This is a genomic window from Paenibacillus planticolens, assembly GCF_013141725.1.
GTDB lineage: Bacteria > Bacillota > Bacilli > Paenibacillales > NBRC-103111 > Paenibacillus_E > Paenibacillus_E planticolens.
Genome location: NZ_WHNZ01000042.1, coordinates 276,836 through 293,363, shown reverse-complemented (window position 1 = coordinate 293,363; position 16,528 = coordinate 276,836). Strand labels below are relative to the sequence as shown.

At 37.1% G+C, this 16,528-nt stretch carries 21 protein-coding genes; 17 read left to right on the top strand and 4 right to left on the bottom strand.

The window, feature by feature from the left end; all coding sequences use genetic code 11:
- Positions 1 to 31 precede the first annotated feature (31 nt).
- From GC097_RS35325 to GC097_RS20525, 8 genes are all read left to right on the top strand, one after another.
- Positions 32 to 205, top strand: a complete 174-nt coding sequence (locus GC097_RS35325; protein ID WP_376768412.1) for a DUF6882 domain-containing protein — start codon at positions 32 to 34, stop codon at positions 203 to 205.
- Positions 178 to 381, top strand: a complete 204-nt coding sequence (locus tag GC097_RS20555; RefSeq protein WP_171685170.1) for a hypothetical protein — start codon at positions 178 to 180, stop codon at positions 379 to 381. Before GC097_RS35325 ends, GC097_RS20555 begins: the two co-directional genes overlap by 28 nt.
- A 502-nt stretch (positions 382 to 883) precedes the next feature.
- Positions 884 to 1,195, top strand: a complete 312-nt coding sequence (locus GC097_RS20550; protein WP_171685169.1) for a hypothetical protein — start codon at positions 884 to 886, stop codon at positions 1,193 to 1,195.
- Positions 1,196 to 1,438: 243 nt separating this feature from the next.
- A complete protein-coding gene (locus GC097_RS20545) occupies positions 1,439 to 1,813 on the top strand; it encodes a hypothetical protein (RefSeq protein ID WP_171685168.1) in 375 nt (124 codons plus the stop codon).
- Between the two features lie 486 nt (positions 1,814 to 2,299).
- The gene (locus GC097_RS20540; protein WP_171685167.1) at positions 2,300 to 2,665 is read left to right on the top strand and encodes a hypothetical protein; all 366 of its coding nucleotides are present in this window, start codon (positions 2,300 to 2,302) and stop codon (positions 2,663 to 2,665) included.
- Positions 2,666 to 2,843: 178 nt separating this feature from the next.
- Positions 2,844 to 3,257 carry a hypothetical protein gene (locus GC097_RS20535; protein WP_171685166.1) on the top strand — a complete coding sequence of 138 codons (414 nt, stop codon included), beginning with the start codon at positions 2,844 to 2,846 and terminating at the stop codon, positions 3,255 to 3,257.
- Between the two features lie 52 nt (positions 3,258 to 3,309).
- Positions 3,310 to 3,771, top strand: coding sequence for a hypothetical protein (locus GC097_RS20530; protein ID WP_171685165.1), 462 nt, complete (start codon positions 3,310 to 3,312; stop codon positions 3,769 to 3,771).
- 135 nt (positions 3,772 to 3,906) lie between these two features.
- Entirely contained in the window at positions 3,907 to 4,335 is a 429-nt protein-coding gene (locus GC097_RS20525; protein ID WP_171685164.1) for a hypothetical protein, read from the top strand.
- 100 nt (positions 4,336 to 4,435) lie between these two features.
- Here the strand turns inward: GC097_RS20525 and GC097_RS20520 are convergent, their stop codons facing one another.
- On the bottom strand, positions 4,436 to 4,858 hold the full coding sequence (locus tag GC097_RS20520; protein ID WP_216625829.1) for a GNAT family N-acetyltransferase: 423 nt from the start codon (positions 4,856 to 4,858) through the stop codon (positions 4,436 to 4,438).
- Between the two features lie 646 nt (positions 4,859 to 5,504).
- Between GC097_RS20520 and GC097_RS20515 the strand changes: the two genes are divergently transcribed.
- Complete coding sequence (locus GC097_RS20515) at positions 5,505 to 6,272, top strand: nucleotidyltransferase domain-containing protein (RefSeq protein WP_171685163.1); 768 nt, start codon at positions 5,505 to 5,507, stop codon at positions 6,270 to 6,272.
- Between the two features lie 213 nt (positions 6,273 to 6,485).
- Positions 6,486 to 6,989: a DUF4367 domain-containing protein gene (locus GC097_RS20510; RefSeq protein WP_171685162.1), complete on the top strand. Its 504-nt coding sequence runs from the start codon at positions 6,486 to 6,488 to the stop codon at positions 6,987 to 6,989.
- A 224-nt stretch (positions 6,990 to 7,213) separates the two neighbouring features.
- On the opposite strand, the gene GC097_RS20505 is transcribed toward GC097_RS20510, so the two are convergent.
- Positions 7,214 to 7,732, bottom strand: coding sequence for a DUF3231 family protein (locus GC097_RS20505; protein WP_171685161.1), 519 nt, complete (start codon positions 7,730 to 7,732; stop codon positions 7,214 to 7,216).
- 1,084 nt (positions 7,733 to 8,816) lie between these two features.
- Here GC097_RS20505 and GC097_RS20500 point away from each other — a divergent pair.
- Entirely contained in the window at positions 8,817 to 9,539 is a 723-nt protein-coding gene (locus GC097_RS20500) for a glycosyltransferase family 2 protein (RefSeq protein ID WP_171685160.1), read from the top strand.
- A 206-nt stretch (positions 9,540 to 9,745) separates the two neighbouring features.
- Positions 9,746 to 10,069, top strand: coding sequence for a DUF2642 domain-containing protein (locus GC097_RS20495; protein ID WP_171685159.1), 324 nt, complete (start codon positions 9,746 to 9,748; stop codon positions 10,067 to 10,069).
- A 311-nt stretch (positions 10,070 to 10,380) separates the two neighbouring features.
- On the opposite strand, the gene GC097_RS20490 is transcribed toward GC097_RS20495, so the two are convergent.
- Positions 10,381 to 10,578 carry a hypothetical protein gene (locus GC097_RS20490; protein ID WP_216625828.1) on the bottom strand — a complete coding sequence of 66 codons (198 nt, stop codon included), beginning with the start codon at positions 10,576 to 10,578 and terminating at the stop codon, positions 10,381 to 10,383.
- A gap of 508 nt (positions 10,579 to 11,086) precedes the next feature.
- Positions 11,087 to 11,473 (bottom strand): aspartate 1-decarboxylase, encoded by a 387-nt coding sequence (panD, locus tag GC097_RS20485; RefSeq protein WP_171685158.1) that lies wholly within the window; start codon positions 11,471 to 11,473, stop codon positions 11,087 to 11,089.
- 538 nt (positions 11,474 to 12,011) lie between these two features.
- On the opposite strand from panD, the gene GC097_RS20480 reads away from it, so the two are divergent.
- From GC097_RS20480 to GC097_RS20460, 5 genes are all read left to right on the top strand, one after another.
- Entirely contained in the window at positions 12,012 to 12,782 is a 771-nt protein-coding gene (locus GC097_RS20480; RefSeq protein WP_171685157.1) for a YheC/YheD family protein, read from the top strand.
- 301 nt (positions 12,783 to 13,083) lie between these two features.
- A complete protein-coding gene (locus GC097_RS20475) occupies positions 13,084 to 14,157 on the top strand; it encodes a YheC/YheD family protein (RefSeq protein WP_171685156.1) in 1,074 nt (357 codons plus the stop codon).
- 268 nt (positions 14,158 to 14,425) lie between these two features.
- The gene (locus GC097_RS20470; RefSeq protein ID WP_171685155.1) at positions 14,426 to 14,752 is read left to right on the top strand and encodes a hypothetical protein; all 327 of its coding nucleotides are present in this window, start codon (positions 14,426 to 14,428) and stop codon (positions 14,750 to 14,752) included.
- Between the two features lie 40 nt (positions 14,753 to 14,792).
- Positions 14,793 to 15,809: an FAD:protein FMN transferase gene (locus tag GC097_RS20465; protein WP_171685154.1), complete on the top strand. Its 1,017-nt coding sequence runs from the start codon at positions 14,793 to 14,795 to the stop codon at positions 15,807 to 15,809.
- A gap of 23 nt (positions 15,810 to 15,832) precedes the next feature.
- On the top strand, positions 15,833 to 16,408 hold the full coding sequence (locus tag GC097_RS20460; RefSeq protein WP_171685153.1) for a ferric reductase: 576 nt from the start codon (positions 15,833 to 15,835) through the stop codon (positions 16,406 to 16,408).
- Positions 16,409 to 16,528 lie beyond the last annotated feature (120 nt).

Below are 16,528 nucleotides of genomic sequence, written 5' to 3'. Positions count from 1 at the left end.
ACGGGAAAATCGAGATCTTGTTAAATGTGGTATTGCTCTCGAGAAACAACTAGCAATTAACGATTCAATCGGCAACCTTGATTGGAATGTTGATATGAGTGCAGGAACAGCGACTTTTGGTAATGAATTAACTTTCCCTATTCAAATGTTGGGTAGTGTTTCGCACCAATCAAACACTTGGTTATGGGCTTATTTCCTCAACTGATTACGGCATTTGAACTCAATCACAGAAAAGCATTATTCTTTTATCTGAAAGACAAAGGGTTTAAAGAAGTTTCTGAATCGAATGACAGTTTAACGGGTGTTTCAGCTAAGCTGACGGTTACAGCACATTTCGATGAGCTGAACCGAATGACCAACCTAGAGGCAACTAATAAATAAAAAGTGTTGGTCATTACGCTAACGGATACGTTAATTCAATAAGTACCGCAGCAGGATTTACTTAAGTAATGTAAAGAAAGAGGGTTGAAAGATTGCATGCAAAAAATGTATTAAAACAGAATCTCAAGAAATTTGTAAAGACAAATAGTAATGAGTTTACCGAGCGAGTAATTGATATTTACTACCGTGGTAGCTTGAGGCAAGATCTGACAGATGGTTTCGATAACTTGGATCTAGCTCTCGAGGGAAGGGCAATAATACATTTCTGCACAGGCGTAGACAGAGATGTCCCCCTCGAAGCTCTGTTAAGGAATGACTTGTTAACGGAGTGGCTGATTTTCAAAAAAATTTAATGGCCGACGAAGAAGCTAAAGATATGTATTTTATTCTAGTTAATGTATATTGTACGCTCAACGGCATAACCACTGATTAGATGATATTGACGGAGAATTATAGCTTAATATCAGAAGGGGTTGCCGCTTGACAACCCTTTGCTCAATTAATGGGGAAGTTAAAAGTAAGGGGCGGTTTAATGAGTGATATTGTTATTAGAGAAATAAGTGAGTTTTTTCAGGAATTGAATTTCATGAAGGTTAATATCAATGGAAAAGTTGTTTTCGAACATAAAAACGGATTCTATATGCTTACTAAAGGTGGAACACACAGTTATTTTCTTGAATATGCAAGAACTTTTCAAGAAGCCCATAATAATTGTTATGAGGATGTCGAAGCATATTCTATAAAGGCCACTTCTGAAGATGAAATTATTAGAATTATTAAATGTGATATTGAAAAATGCATTCTTGATGATTGAACTAAACTAACGGAGTGCTGTTAGTTCAAAGATGTAATCAAATTGAAATATTATTTTCATTCTGTCTTAATGAATTAGGCCTATACTAAGAATCAAGACCCCCTTTAAAATATAACTTAGACTCGCGGCCCGTTGCTGTGGGTCTCTTTTTTTATTCTACTAATGGTCAGATTAGTTGAATTGTATAACTACACAAGATAACATCATAATTAACATACTCATATTAAAAGTGGGGGAATGAATATGGATAATTATAAATTGTTTTCAAATTGGTTAAATCATATTTTAGAGCAAGACATTCCCGAAGGAATAAAAGCATTTAATTTTAACCTATACGAAGGTTCAGATGATACTTACGATATACAATTAATTGGTTCAGATGAGTTCGATGAGAAGGACTTTGACTGGGCTTGTACCGACTATTTTTCTTCGGAAGTAAATATTTGCTACATAAAAAGAACAGAAGATATTGAACAATGGGAACAAGGTTTAAACCACATTACGGTGTTAGTAGAACGTTATCTTAAAGAAGGAGAGTATGCAATCATCCTAAAAAGTGTGTCTGCAATAGGAATTGGATTTGTTGATGGAGATATTGATATTTTATTTCGTGCTTAAAATAAAGGCTTATACTATGAACGATTGCGATGTCGTCGCTTAACTAACATTGTTGTAGGAAGTGAAATATAATATGAACAAAAAAACATTGCTTGAATGGGAAACTCCCATGAAAATTAAATTAACGAAAAACTCAAAAAAGACAATAATAAAGTAGACCTAGCCAATTGGTTTTTTAAAAATAGGCTGAGCCTGAGAAGAGTTATGAAATTAAAGTAACAAAGATCAAACAAGGCTGAACGAAAATTGAGGCTGGTGCAGCAACCAGAGTAGGATTAATCTCCCATGAGTGCTTCCGAAATGCACCGTGGTCGTTGGAGTCAGACTAACGGATGGGCTCTATGGCACCATAGTTCATCGACCTTCCTCTCCCAGCCATAGTAGCAGTATTGACGGATTCCACCCATTTTCATCATCTGTGGTGCAAGCGCTCGCGCTGCATGGATGGCTAACGGGAAACGAGAGCTCCAGAAAGGAGGGTTAGAATTGGAGCGTATTTACAAAGCCTTAGAAGAATATTCAGAAGATGAAATCCAAGAATTACTTCGAGGAGGGCAAACAGAGGAATTAATCCGACTCCCCTTATCTATAGGACTTTACCATCCGAACTGGAAATTTGCTCAAAATGTCTGCATTCGATTAGCTCAACATGATGACCCTCGAATAAGAGCCAATTCTGTATTTGGTTTAGCACACATAGCCCGTACAAAAAGGAAATTAGAGAAACACATTGTTAAGCCCATTCTGCTAAATGAGCTAAGGAATAATCTTGAATACCAAGGGATTATTATTGATGCAATCTCGGATATAAACTTGTTCATGAAATGGACCATTGCAACTAAAAAACATTGAACAAACGGGACACGATAGCTCAATCACAACATAGAGGCAGCCGGCACACGTTCGGCTGCCTTTGTCTGTTGATGTAACGGGCAGCAGGATAACGTGGAAATATCTTGAAATAGTGATTGAGCTAAGTTTTTCTAATTGATACGTTGGCTATTCAACTTACATCTGTAGGGAGGCATTGATGAATATTGATATTCCTATGATTTTGAGAACATATCTTGTAAATATGAATGTGACGAACTGTAGTTTATTTAAAAGCTCTTTAATTATAAAGCTCCAAGATCATTACAACAGTTTCGAAGTCTGCTTCGAATGCAAATGGCAATATGCAAACGAAAACGGAACACTAATAAACTCCGAACAGATACAAATGGATACCGAAGAAAAATTAAAAGCAAGCCTAATTAATGGAGAACTTCTACGGTACATAATGATTGATCTCAGCACAAATGATATTACACTAAAATTCAACGGATTTTATCTAAAAACAGTAGCGGATAACACCTTAGATATTCAATCTTGGTATATTATCGACAAAAGACTAATGAGAAGTTTTAGTGCACATCCAAGCGGGATTATACTAACGCAATTATAGGTTAGCTTTATTGAGTAAACGGGACACATCAGATTGGTTGAGGTGAATTTGCTTGAAATTTGAATATGCATTAACCGGTACTGGATGGGCCGATGGATGTATCGAAATGAATTCTAATACTGTTTATTTCACAGCAAGTTATATTAACGATGCTCTTGGTGACATGTTGAAGGCAATAATTTCACTTATACCTGAAATTAGTTCTTATTCTGTTCCACAAGCTCAGTTTGAATGGAATGAAGAACCAGGTGGAACTGTTTGGACTATAAGTAGAAGAGAAGATTTATTACACGTTGAAATTCTTTCTTATGTAGATCTACGTAATAGAAAACAGCGAGTTATTGATCTAGATGAAACGTGTTTAATTATTGAATTTGCAGGGGCAGTAGTTCAAGCACTAGATTCATTATTGAGGCAATATGGACGAGAAGGTTACAAGGAAAAATGGGTTAATTATGACTTCCCTATGGACAATTTTTTAAAATTAAAGGGGTTCGTTAAGGCGAGGCATTGAGCTAACGGATAACTCCAGTCCAATCAAACATGATGGCAGGCGGAACAAGACGGCTGTTAAAGTAATGGAAAGGAAAATGACAATCACAACGATTTAGATCTAAGGATTACATACTAACAAGGGTAGGTGTTTATTGTGGGCATCTTCTATTTGGAGAATATTTTTGCAGGCCGCGAAGAAAAGGGTTTTGATTTTTTATTGGATATTGTTTATAGTATCGCAAGTAATGGAGAGTCCTTATTCTTGGAGTACGGCTATCCCACTTGGTTAAAAGAGTTTAATGTAGAGAATGTGGACACCTTTGTAGATAAACACCAAAGAGTCTGGTATCGGCCATCTGATAAGGAGCAAGCAAAAGCAATTTTAGATTATGATTTTTTGATTAATGGTATCATACTTACAAATGAAACAGACATCGACTCTATGATATATAAACTCAAGGTAGTTGAAGACATTGACTCGATAAGGCTAATGGTTACAGAGTATAATGAAGGAGATTTTTTAAAGCTTCTTCAGACATCTTTAAAGCCTTTCTTGGATCAGGGTGTATGTATCGCGGATTAAACTACCATGAAAATTAAAAATCTGGCAGTCGAAGAAAATGAACAGCACTAAAGAAGACGCTGCTCATTCATTTTTAAAAAGTGTAGTGTTGTGTCTATCGCTAAATTTCTTTATCAAGCACATGCTGCGATTTTTTAATTATAAAACCAATTCGATTATAGAATTGGACGGCATCTGATCTAGTCTGATTGGTACGCACTCTAATTTTTGTAAATCCAGATTCTGCTGCCCATTGCTCACATGCTTGTACTAATTGTTTGCCAATTCCATTTCCTCGATAGGCACTGTCGACGACAAGTCCAGCTATCTCCACAAATGGTGACGATTCGATTAAGAAACGTACATTAGCATGAATCCATCCGAACAAAACGTGGTTTGATTCCATCACATAAACAATATGGTCGTTGTGGTAAGAGATATATTGGAGTCTCTCTTCAAGTTGGGAAACATCCACTGGATAGCCCAATTGGCTTGAAAGTCTAGCGATCTCATGGGAATCACTCAGAAACGCTTTTCTAATCAAAATAACAACACCCTCTCGATGAAAGATATCAAATTTAATTTTAGCATAGATGTGATACTTATGGTTGTGGAGAACAACGCCACCATTGAACTAACGTAAGAACTATAGTTAAATCACGAACATGACGGCAGCAGGCATTGCATTTGATCGGCTGCCGTTATCTGTTGAAGTAACGGGAGGATAGTTGAAGACCTTAGTAGAACTTAATATGCACAAAATAAAAAAAATGATAGGGTGCAATGTTACTTGAATAAGCCAATTCAATATTATTTCAAATTACAAAAATTCACTTTTCTTCTATTTGCTTTTATCTTTGCGGCAGGAAGCTTGTATGGTCTGATTTTCAATTTACTTCATGGGGATTACTTTCTTTCTTTAATATCATTTATTATAAGTCTAGTTTTTTCTTTTATTTGTTTTCGGACCAGTAAAAAATATCAAATCGAAATGGAAAAGAGACGTTAAGCTAACGGTGAACGTTACTTCAATAAACTACAAAATGAGGATGCCACCACAAATCGATTGCCATCCTCATTAAGCTATAGGGCAGCAGTTGAATGATTTCGCGAATAACTTAAGTCATGACGAATTTACGAAGTTCGCAAAAAACACGTCGAAAGAAGTTCTTAGTTTAGGAGGAGTCTATATGATATTAGAAAAAGTTATAAATAGAATTGTAATACAAAGTGAATATAAGGATTTTGTTGATAAGTATATAGATAATATACTTACTGAATTTAAAGGTAAGATTCATAGCATTTATATGTGTGGCTCGATTCCAAAAGGAACTGCTAAACCTTTTAAGTCAGATGCAGACTTTACTATTGTATGTGTAAATCCCAAAGATATTGATTACGAAAGATTGTCAAATATTAAAGACAGGCTTTTGGAAGAATATCCAGTAGTAACTAAGATTGATACGATAATTTGCTCGATTGACGATGTATTAAGTAAACCAAATGAGTGGGGTTTTTGGGTAAAGATAATTTGTGTTTGCATATATGGTCATGACGTTGGTGAAAAAGTACCACCGATAATTATTTCTCCAGAGTTCATTTTAGACTTAAATACAGAGACCAAGGAGGAAGTAGATCGTATACATAGTTTACTTGCTAATGCTAGTGATAACACAATGAAAACTAGATATATTAAAGGTTACTCTAAGAGATTAATTCGTGCATTATACTCTTTGGTTTTAGAAGATACAGGTGTATGGCAAGATGACATTATTAAGATGAAGAATGCCATATTAAACTATTGTGAGATTGACTCCGCTTTAGTTGATTATCTGTATGCTTGTTACTTGGATAGTAATGTACTTGTTGAAGAGTTTCTGGGAATTGCAGATGAAGTATATAGCTATTTTGAGAACGCCTTAAATGCAATGGCTGCTTCCAGAACTTCCCTCGGCTAACACCATATTGACGCTCCGGGTCACTCTGAGAAGCGAGTGACCACATCCAGCCCCCTAAGCCCGTCGGGACGTCACTGCATTAGGTGTTCGGCAAGCCTCACAACTATAAGCAGCGACTCTAATTAAAACATAAGACTATTGAGCTAACGGTGAACGATAGTTGAATGACAAGGGAAGCAGTTGAGCAACCTCAGGGCATAAAACGCACCCAAATTGAGAAAAATTATGGGTGAGGTGAGTAAAATGATAAAAATATTGATGTTCATTTTATTTCTTTACATTGGGACATTAGTACCTATTCAATCGACATATGCGTCTAAACCAAATATAAGCATTGATGATGTAAAAGGGAAAATGCCTTTTGAGGTATTAGTTCCACAAGTTAGGGATAAAGAATGGAAGCTAATTGTAAATCCATATGAGAAGCAGAATGAAAATGACCCTAAGGATTTGGGAATACACTATGTCAAAAATGAAAATTTAATGATAACGAGTTCAAGCGCAGAAATTGGTGAAAATTTACATTTCACTGAAGAGAAAATCGTCGACATTAATGGGAATAAAGGATATTTCACAAAATGGGGTGCCCCTTCGAAAGGACAAAAAGGTGGCCTACTTGTGTGGATACAAGGTAATACGCTTTGTAAAATGACATCTTTTACATTAGATGAAGATGAGATGATTAAATACGCAAAAAGTATGAGACCAATCGATTAGTGACAGTTTGGAAAAGCTACTTCGTACTCAAGCTCCACATTGAACATGGTGTAGGGTAGAGGCTCTTCCAAATGCCAGTATATGGAATATATTGTGAAATTGTTATAGGTCTAAAGTGGATATTCACGATTTGAATATTGAGAAATTTGGAACTTAGATTTATGTGCAAAAAAGTAATAAAGGAAAAAGCCCTACATTTCTGTAGGACTTTGAAAACTAGAATTCTAGACTTCAACAAGTTCAGGTCTTTTGGTTTGGAGAGGGGGAGGAATAAGCCAGCCTTTCTCCTTACACATGTGTAAGATTTTAAGACCTAAAGCAGCTTTGGTCGCATGGTATTTACCAAACAGAGTACCAACGTCTTCTCTCGTTGATTTGCCCATGATTTGGCTGCATGCTATTAGGCTAGCGGCAGTAGCTGCTCCGATCATAGCAGCAATTTCTTGATCAGGAAATCTTACACCTACGGGTATATCCTCTAGTTTTGTTTCAGGTCTTTCTGGTAAAGCGGGGGAAGGTACAACGCCGTTATTTATTAAAATTGCATCACACTCGCTAACTTCTAGCTCGGCTTGATTGATAATGTCACCAAGTACCTTCTTAAGTTCTTTATCGCCAGCATGGTACTGATAGGCGCGGTTCGCAGAAATACAGCCCTTTGCAACCATTGAGAATTGCCATAAATCATAAATCTCACCGTAATGTAATGGCTCTTCCTTTTGATTACCACCTAAGATACTCATAGTTTCATCTCCTATTAATTAGAATATAATCGTGTTTGTAAAAGATTCCTTTGAAAGTTAAAATGTATTCAACTGCATTAACGGAGCTTAGTGATGCCACATATAAAGCATAGATGTTTTAATCCTTTAATTTGCTTTATGTTGTCACAGTAGATACATTTCATCGTGTCGTCGTTCACCTCCGGAGGATATTATGCCCAATGGTTAATTGTGTATATTCATAAATGCTAAAAATCTGAAGTGTTAACAAACAAGTTTAAATACTGAAAAACATAAAAAAAAGCCATTTTACCAAACTAGAGTGGTAAAGTATTAAAGGCGCTACGGCACCTAAGAGACGAGCTCATATTGGGGGATTTTGGGATGTCATCATATGAATTTCAGTTGAGACCAAAAGAACTTCTTCGATTACTAAGATCTGTCCTGACTGCATGAATAAGTTAGTTTAAAAAAATGATAAGACCTTGCTCGAAAGTGGTTGGTACAACATGAGCGTTAAATACGGTGTAGTAAATCCACTGCACGTTAAGAAAAGCAAAGAACTCGATGACTGTCGAGTGACAAGAATATAGTCCGATTAAAATCCGCCATTTTGGCGGATTTTTTATTTTATCGGAACATATTCTTGTCATTTCTTAATGTCAAGAATATGTTCCGATTGCCGATCTAGGCCAAGAATATAGTCCGATTGCCGCACAAGACCAAAATATATACTTTTGGGCATTCTGCGGGTACGATAGTTAAACATTGAAGGCTGCCACGTGGTAGCCATTCTCCCCGCTAACGGGCAGTTATGCATTGTTGGATGAGCCATCATAGAGTTTGGCCTCGAGATACATATGTAAACAGTAAATAGTCCTACAATATTTATTTTAATTCTCATATAAGGATCGTAGTATTTAGTACAAAATTTATCCGTTAAGTAATCAAACAATCCTTTGCACAATAAATAAAATCTTGAGTTGAGGATAAAGATTTAGACTAGATTAATGTTTTCATATTCACTTTTTACTATAACAAATGTCCATACAATTTATGAATTAGTTTCATAGAATAATATATATTTGGAAAGGGGGGGGAAATCATGAGTTTTGCAGGGCTTCATGCTTCTACTGCTACGAAGGGTGTCTCTATTATTGCGTGTACAAATAACTCCAAATTTATAAATAATATATTTAGAAATTATAATAATCAGATTGGGGTCAATAAAGAATTGATTATTATCGTCAATCGAGATGATGTTAGCCTAATTCCTTACCGAAATAAGGCTAAGCATCTCGAAAATGTATCCATTTACCGTATGCCTGAAAAAATTTCACTAGGAAACTGTTTGAATTTTGCCATTGCCAGAGCTAAATATGAATATATATCAAAGTTCGATGATGATGATTATTATGCACCGAATTATTTAAGGAGAAGTATGAGTGTTTTAATACGCAAAGAGGTAGATGTTGTTTGGAAAAGCTCCGTTTATGTTTACCTACATTCAAAGAAAAGCTTGCTTCTTCGTAATTCTAACCGAGGAGATAGACTAGTCGGATTTGTAGCCGGCGGAACGATTATGTTTAAGAAAAAGGTATTTAATCGTGTGAAATTTGCAAATATATCATTAGGTGAAGATTCACGGTTTTTAAAAAAATGTAGAGCTAGAGGATTTAAAATTTATTCTACAGATAAATTCAATTATGTTTATATTCGAAGAAAAAATCCAAAGAGTCATACTATGAAAGTGCAGGATCGTTATTGGCTTAAAAATAGCAAGCTGGTCAAACACACTCTAAACTATAAGGGCCTTGTAAGGCAATAACTAATAAGGGTTGGTGTCTTTTGTTGTGGCCAGGGAATAGAGGGTTAGTTTCCATAAGAGAGACAGTAATACATTTTCCAATGGTCATTATTAAGCTGATATGAACGAGGCGGTCAACACCTCATTCCACACACTGGAACATCACATAGGTATTTGTCATATGTTAAAAATGTGATATTCAAAAATGACAAAGGAGTATGTAACACATGAATAGATATGTGTACTACGGCTATCCGCAAAGCTATGCCTCATTCCCAGATCCGCAATATTATCGGAATGAAGACGTACAGCGCAAGGAAACTCAGCTATTGCCGAAAAATGTTATGTACACAACAACAGTGGAACCCAAGTTCACCGAGCACTTGATCCAGCACAAAGGGTTAATGATTGTCATCACGACAACTGTCGGCAAATTGGTAGGTACTCTGGATGATGTTTTCATTGATCACGTAGCTCTAGTAGTTAATGGAAAAATGCATCACATTCGATTAAGTGAAATTGTTTATTTTGAAAAAGCACATGAGAAATAAGCTAAGAACAAGAGCCGGGCTCCCCCCGGCTCTTTGCCTCATAATCCAAAAATATACTTTAGAGTTCTTGTATGAAAATCGAAGAATGTATGGTTTGATGAATTATGCTATAGGTCATAAATGGAACCTAATAAATATCGTTGGGAACTCTTCAGCTTCGTTTTAGCTCGAAGGGATATAGTGGAGTGGTTATTCCCACATACAGTACATATCAAAATACGAAGTGAAACAGTAACGAGACTCGCAGGGTAACTTGCCGAGTCTCGTTTATCTGGCTTGGCTGCCCCCACACCCAAAATAAAAAGAATATTTTATAAAAGTTCTTGGAATACATAACGAATTCGATATTTTTGAAAAGCATCAACATTGCCGTACTTGGTGTCTCCTGCTCCCGTAGCCCCATAGCCGAAGGGTGCTGTCGCCAATATTAGTTTTGCTCGCTCTCTCCATTCATCAAGAGAGATGGGCAACATTCTGGCTGCATCGTCCCCGCATTGATATATGTTCATTTGAATATCTTCGCTATGAAGGGTCACGTAAGTACCTCCGTATCATCGATGCTCGTTATGTATGTCTTTGGGGGAATATAAATTTTATTCCTTAACCCTGTTTAGAGTTTACAGTTACTTTCTTGAATATTCCTTTTCTTGTTATATCTCTATGAGACGATTAAGATGCTTGGGTCAATTGTGGATATTTGACAAGTATGGTCCTCTGGATCTAGTCATTGATTCTCAAGGAGGAACTAAATTGATCGAGCTTAATGGGAGGCGATCTTAATAGTGAGGGACATTTTAAACAGACAGAAATATTCAAGAGCTTATCATTTTATATTTATTCATAAAATTATACGTTCCTAATTTTCCACATTTTGTATTCGTATGATCAACCTCTAATTGCTATAAGCATGTTTTGTGAATTCGAAACGATATTAATAACAGTAGTACTTGTAAAATTTAGGGCACCTCTACAAGGTGCCTAAATCATTACTAAATGTTGGCGATGTAACCATGAAGATCAAAGTAGTTCTGGAATAGCTAGGGTTTTCGTTTCAACAGATGTGATGTGGTTCTTATCGTCGACAAAAACGACCTTAGGTTCAAGGGCGGCTATTTCAGATGCGTCCATCAGACCCAAGCTTAAGATGACTACGATATCGCCAGGCTGGAAAAGATGCGCAGGGGGGCCGTTCAAACATATTTTCCCGGAGTTTTCGGCCGCTGGGAGCGCATATGTTTTCCAACGTGTTGCATTTCTCAAGCTTGTCACTTGAATCATTTCATAAGGCGAGATGTTCGCTTCTCTCATGAGTCTAGCGTCGATGGTAATGCTTCCGACATAATTTAGATCGGCTTCCGTCACAGTGGCTCGGTGGATCTTCCCTTTACACATCAATCGAAGCATTGATCGGTCTCCTTATACGATGTATTTATCTCATACATACGCATCAGCTAAGGCATTGGACTGTGCGGACACCTATTTAATTATGTATGTTAGTGAAAAAGTAGTTGCATTTTCTTGTCACCAAATAAATACATAACAAGTCAATGTCAATTGAAATTATTATCCTCTAATAGTCAGGCAGATCCAGCTTTGATCAAGTAGGCGAAGTAATCCTGCGAATGTTGCGGCACATTCAGATGAAGAAGTAATTCCTTCTAGTCCTAATATCTTTTTTGTTTCTTTAATTTCTTCTCGAGTTCTATGTGTATAACGTCACGTATAATAAATACAATTAGATTTTGATCAGATGGCTCAGGAAAACGAATACCTATTGAAGTGGCTGATGGAGGGAGGGTATTGAAGAAAAAAGCATATCTGGAACGGCTTCTACCTAATATTCGCCCTTTTAATGTATTACATAGCGTAATGGGTAAATACCGTGATCAAATTGATGAACTTGAATAAAGTAGTGTAATAATCCATTTAGAATGAGGTGAATATGTTGCCGGGAAAATGGGGATTACACACTTTTTATATGAAGGACAACGTGATCCGCGCTTATTTACCCGATACTCGTCAGTTCAATCAGTTAACATTAAAACATCTGTTGGGCAAATATCAATCTGTTTATATTAAGCCGAATATGTCACACGCGGGAAAAGGCATTAAAAAAGCATGGAAGTCTAAGGATGGGTATCGTCTAGTCAAGGTTAAGGGGAAATATAAAACGTTTCGTACTGTTCAGAAACTTTATAAAACTATTCGCAAGAATACCAGATCAGAAGCATACATTATTCAACAAAGCATTGATCTAGCAGAACTCAAAAGTCGCCCTTTTGATATCAGAGTCATGATGATGAGAAACAGTCAAAATCGTTGGAGTTTCATGGGGATGCTCGCGAAGGTCGCAGGTAAATCAAGTGTTATTACAAATGTTAATCGCGGCGGTGGTTACGTTATTTCTGTCGATCAAGCACTTTCAGACTCACTTGAGTTAAAAACTATGGAGAAAAGAAAAATAACTCAAAAGTTAATACGTTTAAGTTATCGAATTTGTAATCGATTTATCCATTATAAGTACTCATCTCAGATAGGGATTGATTTCGCCATTGATAAAAATAAAAGGCTTTGGGTAATAGAAGTTAATTTTGACTACCCTTCTCATTTACTCTTTAGTAAATTGAAGGATCAAACCATTTATAGAAAGATTAAGACTGTATCGAGGTCTTATAACAATGCTCTTCGAGCTGGAAAATTTAAAAGAAAGTAACCAAAAGTGTAATGAATCAATCGCAGAATCAGTCTCATGTCGCGGGTGAAGTCCTGAGTTGCGTGAGGCTTTTTTGCATTTAAATGGCTGTCGTAAGAGATCAAAAGATGTCTTTATCAGCTGAAAGCCGAAAACAGTTGGTTAAGGGTGTTGTATCGAACAATTGATTCAAGAATGTTACCAGCGGCTGCAATGGAAAAAGTAATTTCTACTACCACTAAAGACCAACGAAAACATGGGCTTATATGCATTACTTGAATATCGCGGTGTAAAAATTGGTCTAAAATGAGGAAGTGTCAGTATGAGACAAAGGATTGGCATACTATTAGATTCGGCAACGTTCAAAGGTATTTTGCTGAATAAGACCGGATACGAGAGCCTTAACCTGTATAATAAAGCAGCTGAAGAACTTATGCTTAAACCTTTTTACATGACTCTACACAAGATTAGAAATAAGACGGCTGTTGGGTTTGCATACAATGGAACCCGCTATAAACTTGAAAAAACAAAACTACCAAGTGTAACGCATAACAGAGCCATCACACTTATAAGTTCAAGCAAGTCGAAACTTTCCAAATTAGCTGAAAATACGGTGCTATTTAATCGGTTTAATAGGTATAGTAAACATCGCATCCATCGTATACTCATAAAAAAACCTGAGCTTAGACAATATATGCCTCATACGGTTAAGTATTCAATTGCGAATTTAGAGAGATTTGCCATGAAATATACTTCGATATATATAAAGCCATCAAGTGGCAGTGTCGGTGAAGGAATTATTAAAATGTCTCAAGTTAGAAATGGAATGTGGAAGATCACTCTAATGAAAGGAAAATCCATCATTAAATCCAAAAAGAGCACTCTATCCTTTATAAACAATTTTATTGGGAACAAGAAGTACATTATCCAGGAAACGATACCACTCGCTTTGTACAAAAATAGACCTTATGACTTGCGGGTATCAGTTCAAAGAGGGATAGATGGTAACTGGAAAGTAACAGGAATTGTTGGAAAGGTAGCTGCAAAAGGTCGTCATGTAACGAATGTTGCAAAAGGAGGAAGAGTGAGGCGTTATGAAGAGCTTTTCCAAGAGAGCGGATTTCCAGTCCTTGAGGCGAAAGAAACAATTCGAAAATCCGCATTACAAATAGCACAATTTCTAGGTGAGACGATACCTCATTTGGCGGATATTGGACTTGATATGGGGTTAGATAAGGATGGAAAAGTAAAATTTATAGAAATGAATGCAAGGGATCAACGAATAACATTTAAAAAAGCGAAATTATTTCAAACATTTTACAAAACATATTTAACTCCACTTCAATATGGAAAGTATCTTTTAGAAGCAAGAAATAAGGTATCCACTCGCAATTAACGAAAATAGTAAAAATTGAATTGAGTTAAGTAAACAATGATATTTGCAAAAGTTCAAACCGTACTACATTGGAGAAAGGTTTCGTATTACATTGAAAAGAAATACACACGCATATGTAAAGCCCCTGTCTAATGACGGACAGGGGCTTTTTCTTTTCCTCAGTAAATGTTAAGGAAACTCTCATGACCATTTCAGTAATGAGTGACATAATAAATCTATTCATTAAGAACCATGGTTCCCGAACAGCGCTCATTAGGAGGTAATTAACTTGAAACAATCTAAATGGTTTAAATGGCAGGTTGGTTTGATTGCTTCGGCAACGGCAGCTTTCCTTTTCCATGAAGTAAAAGCAAGTCCATCATTCGATCAAGCGACGAGAGCTGCCAATAGTACCACCGATAAAAAGATCTCAACTGTTGACACTACACAAGATTATATGGATGGTTGGGCTAGTCAAACCATGTCTGGCACGGGCGACCCGTTGGGCACGTCTGACTCTACCAGCCAGAGTTCTAGAAATCACCAAAGCGAGTCGCTCAGTAAGAAGGGAAATAGTTCGGAAACATTCTCTCACTCACGGACAGGAAGATCGTAATCTTTGACCTTCATGCCCTTTTAGAAACGAGGTATAAATGATGGTGGCATTCACGAAAAGTGCTATAAATAATCCGCCTAATCAATTCGAGGTTCGGTTCCGCGCTATGAATACGTGGATCGAGTTTAAATTTCAAGCTGCGCAAAGCGAAGCTGAAGAATTAATTTTTCTTACAAAAAACTGGTTTGAGACAGTTGAGCATCGTTTCAGCCGATTTCTGGCGGATAGCGAGTTATGTTATTTAAATCGACTAAGCGGTCAAACTTGCGTTGTATCAGATCCCATGTTAGAGGTGCTGCAGCTCGCTGAGCTGTATAGTAATAAGACGGATCACACATTCAATCCGTTTGTCCAGCAGGCGTTAAAAGAGGCAGGCTACAGCGAATCGTTTGAAGCAATAAAGAGAAACATGCCAGATTCGAACTCCATCAGAGAAAGATACGAGATTGCAAATTTTCCAATTGCTCTCGATGTCAGGATGAAATCAGTCAGACTACCGTCAGGCATACATTTAGACCTGGGTGGCATTGTCAAAAGCTGGGCAGTCAAACGTATAGCAACTTTTCTTCGTAACAAACACTTCGTAGAACGAGGGCTTTTAAACGCAGGAGGAGATCTTCTTACATGGAGTTCTGATGAAGAGATGATGCGGAAGTGGTCTGTCGGCGTCGAAGATCCTTGGAATTCAGAAAAAGAGTTTGCCGTTATCTCTTGTAACGAGAAGGCCGTTGCCACATCCAGTACATTAGGCAGACGGTGGGTGAATCAACAAGGGGTTCAGCATCATCTCATTGATCCATGCACAATGCGGCCGAGTAAGAGTGACACCGTGCAATGCACGATCATCGGTGAAGATCCAATTGAATGCGAAATTTGGTCCAAGACCATTTGCATCCTAGGCAGAGAGAATGGAACTAAGTTGTTTTTGGCACGTGCTCCAGGCTATGAAGCATTGGTATTCACGGAAGACCATAAAAGTCATTTCTACGGAGAACAAGCATCTATCGGATCTGTATGGATGTCGATCGAAATCGATGAATTTCATTATATCGTATGACGAAATGGGTAGGAGGAGCTAAGATGTTACAAACCATCATCAATTTGCCGATGTGGCAGTTAATTCGTTCAATAGGTATCGTATCTTATTTATTTCTCGCGATTGGGATTTGTCTCGGGATATTCTATAGCATGCCAGTCTTGCCTATTGCTTGGAAAAAGCACATGTACAAGCTGCATAACATTTTTACATTAGCAGGAACGGGAATTGGTTTATTGCACGGTATCATTACAGTGATCGATGCATATATGCCTTATACCTGGAGTGAAGTATTGATTCCCTTTACATCTAAGCAGCATCCGGTTTTGAATGGATTTGGAACACTAGCAGGATACTTCATGCTGCTCGTAATCTTCACTACAGACCTTCGCAATATGCTGAAAAAGCCCGTCTGGTTCGTTCTTCACCTCATGGCCTATCCATCTTTTTTTATGGCCTTCATACACGGTTATTACTTGGGAACGGACACCAACAATCCGGTGGTACATACCATGTATCTTGTTACAATCGCTGCAGTATTAGGGGTTTCTGTGATTCGCGGCTTCGTTCGCGGTAAAGTAAGTAAACCGAAATCACCAATAGTTCGGAGTTTAAAATAAAATAACTCAGTGCGTATGATAATTTATCGACGTACCATTTTTTGTTCTAGAAATGAGAATATGTTTGCGAGCTTGATTACTACCCTAAATGTTATACCCTTATAGATTGTTCATTTTCTG

Coding starts and splice junctions, on each gene's coding strand:
- GC097_RS20550 (WP_171685169.1), top strand. CDS start 884: ATGGGGAAGTTAAAAGTAAGGGGCGGTTTAATGAGTGATATTGTTATT.
- GC097_RS20545 (WP_171685168.1), top strand. CDS start 1,439: ATGGATAATTATAAATTGTTTTCAAATTGGTTAAATCATATTTTAGAG.
- GC097_RS20535 (WP_171685166.1), top strand. CDS start 2,844: ATGAATATTGATATTCCTATGATTTTGAGAACATATCTTGTAAATATG.
- GC097_RS20515 (WP_171685163.1), top strand. CDS start 5,505: ATGATATTAGAAAAAGTTATAAATAGAATTGTAATACAAAGTGAATAT.
- GC097_RS20505 (WP_171685161.1), bottom strand. CDS start 7,732: ATGAGTATCTTAGGTGGTAATCAAAAGGAAGAGCCATTACATTACGGT.
- GC097_RS20500 (WP_171685160.1), top strand. CDS start 8,817: ATGAGTTTTGCAGGGCTTCATGCTTCTACTGCTACGAAGGGTGTCTCT.
- GC097_RS20495 (WP_171685159.1), top strand. CDS start 9,746: ATGAATAGATATGTGTACTACGGCTATCCGCAAAGCTATGCCTCATTC.
- GC097_RS20490 (WP_216625828.1), bottom strand. CDS start 10,578: ATGAACATATATCAATGCGGGGACGATGCAGCCAGAATGTTGCCCATC.
- panD (WP_171685158.1), bottom strand. CDS start 11,473: ATGCTTCGATTGATGTGTAAAGGGAAGATCCACCGAGCCACTGTGACG.
- GC097_RS20480 (WP_171685157.1), top strand. CDS start 12,012: ATGTTGCCGGGAAAATGGGGATTACACACTTTTTATATGAAGGACAAC.
- GC097_RS20475 (WP_171685156.1), top strand. CDS start 13,084: ATGAGACAAAGGATTGGCATACTATTAGATTCGGCAACGTTCAAAGGT.
- GC097_RS20465 (WP_171685154.1), top strand. CDS start 14,793: ATGGTGGCATTCACGAAAAGTGCTATAAATAATCCGCCTAATCAATTC.
- GC097_RS20460 (WP_171685153.1), top strand. CDS start 15,833: ATGTTACAAACCATCATCAATTTGCCGATGTGGCAGTTAATTCGTTCA.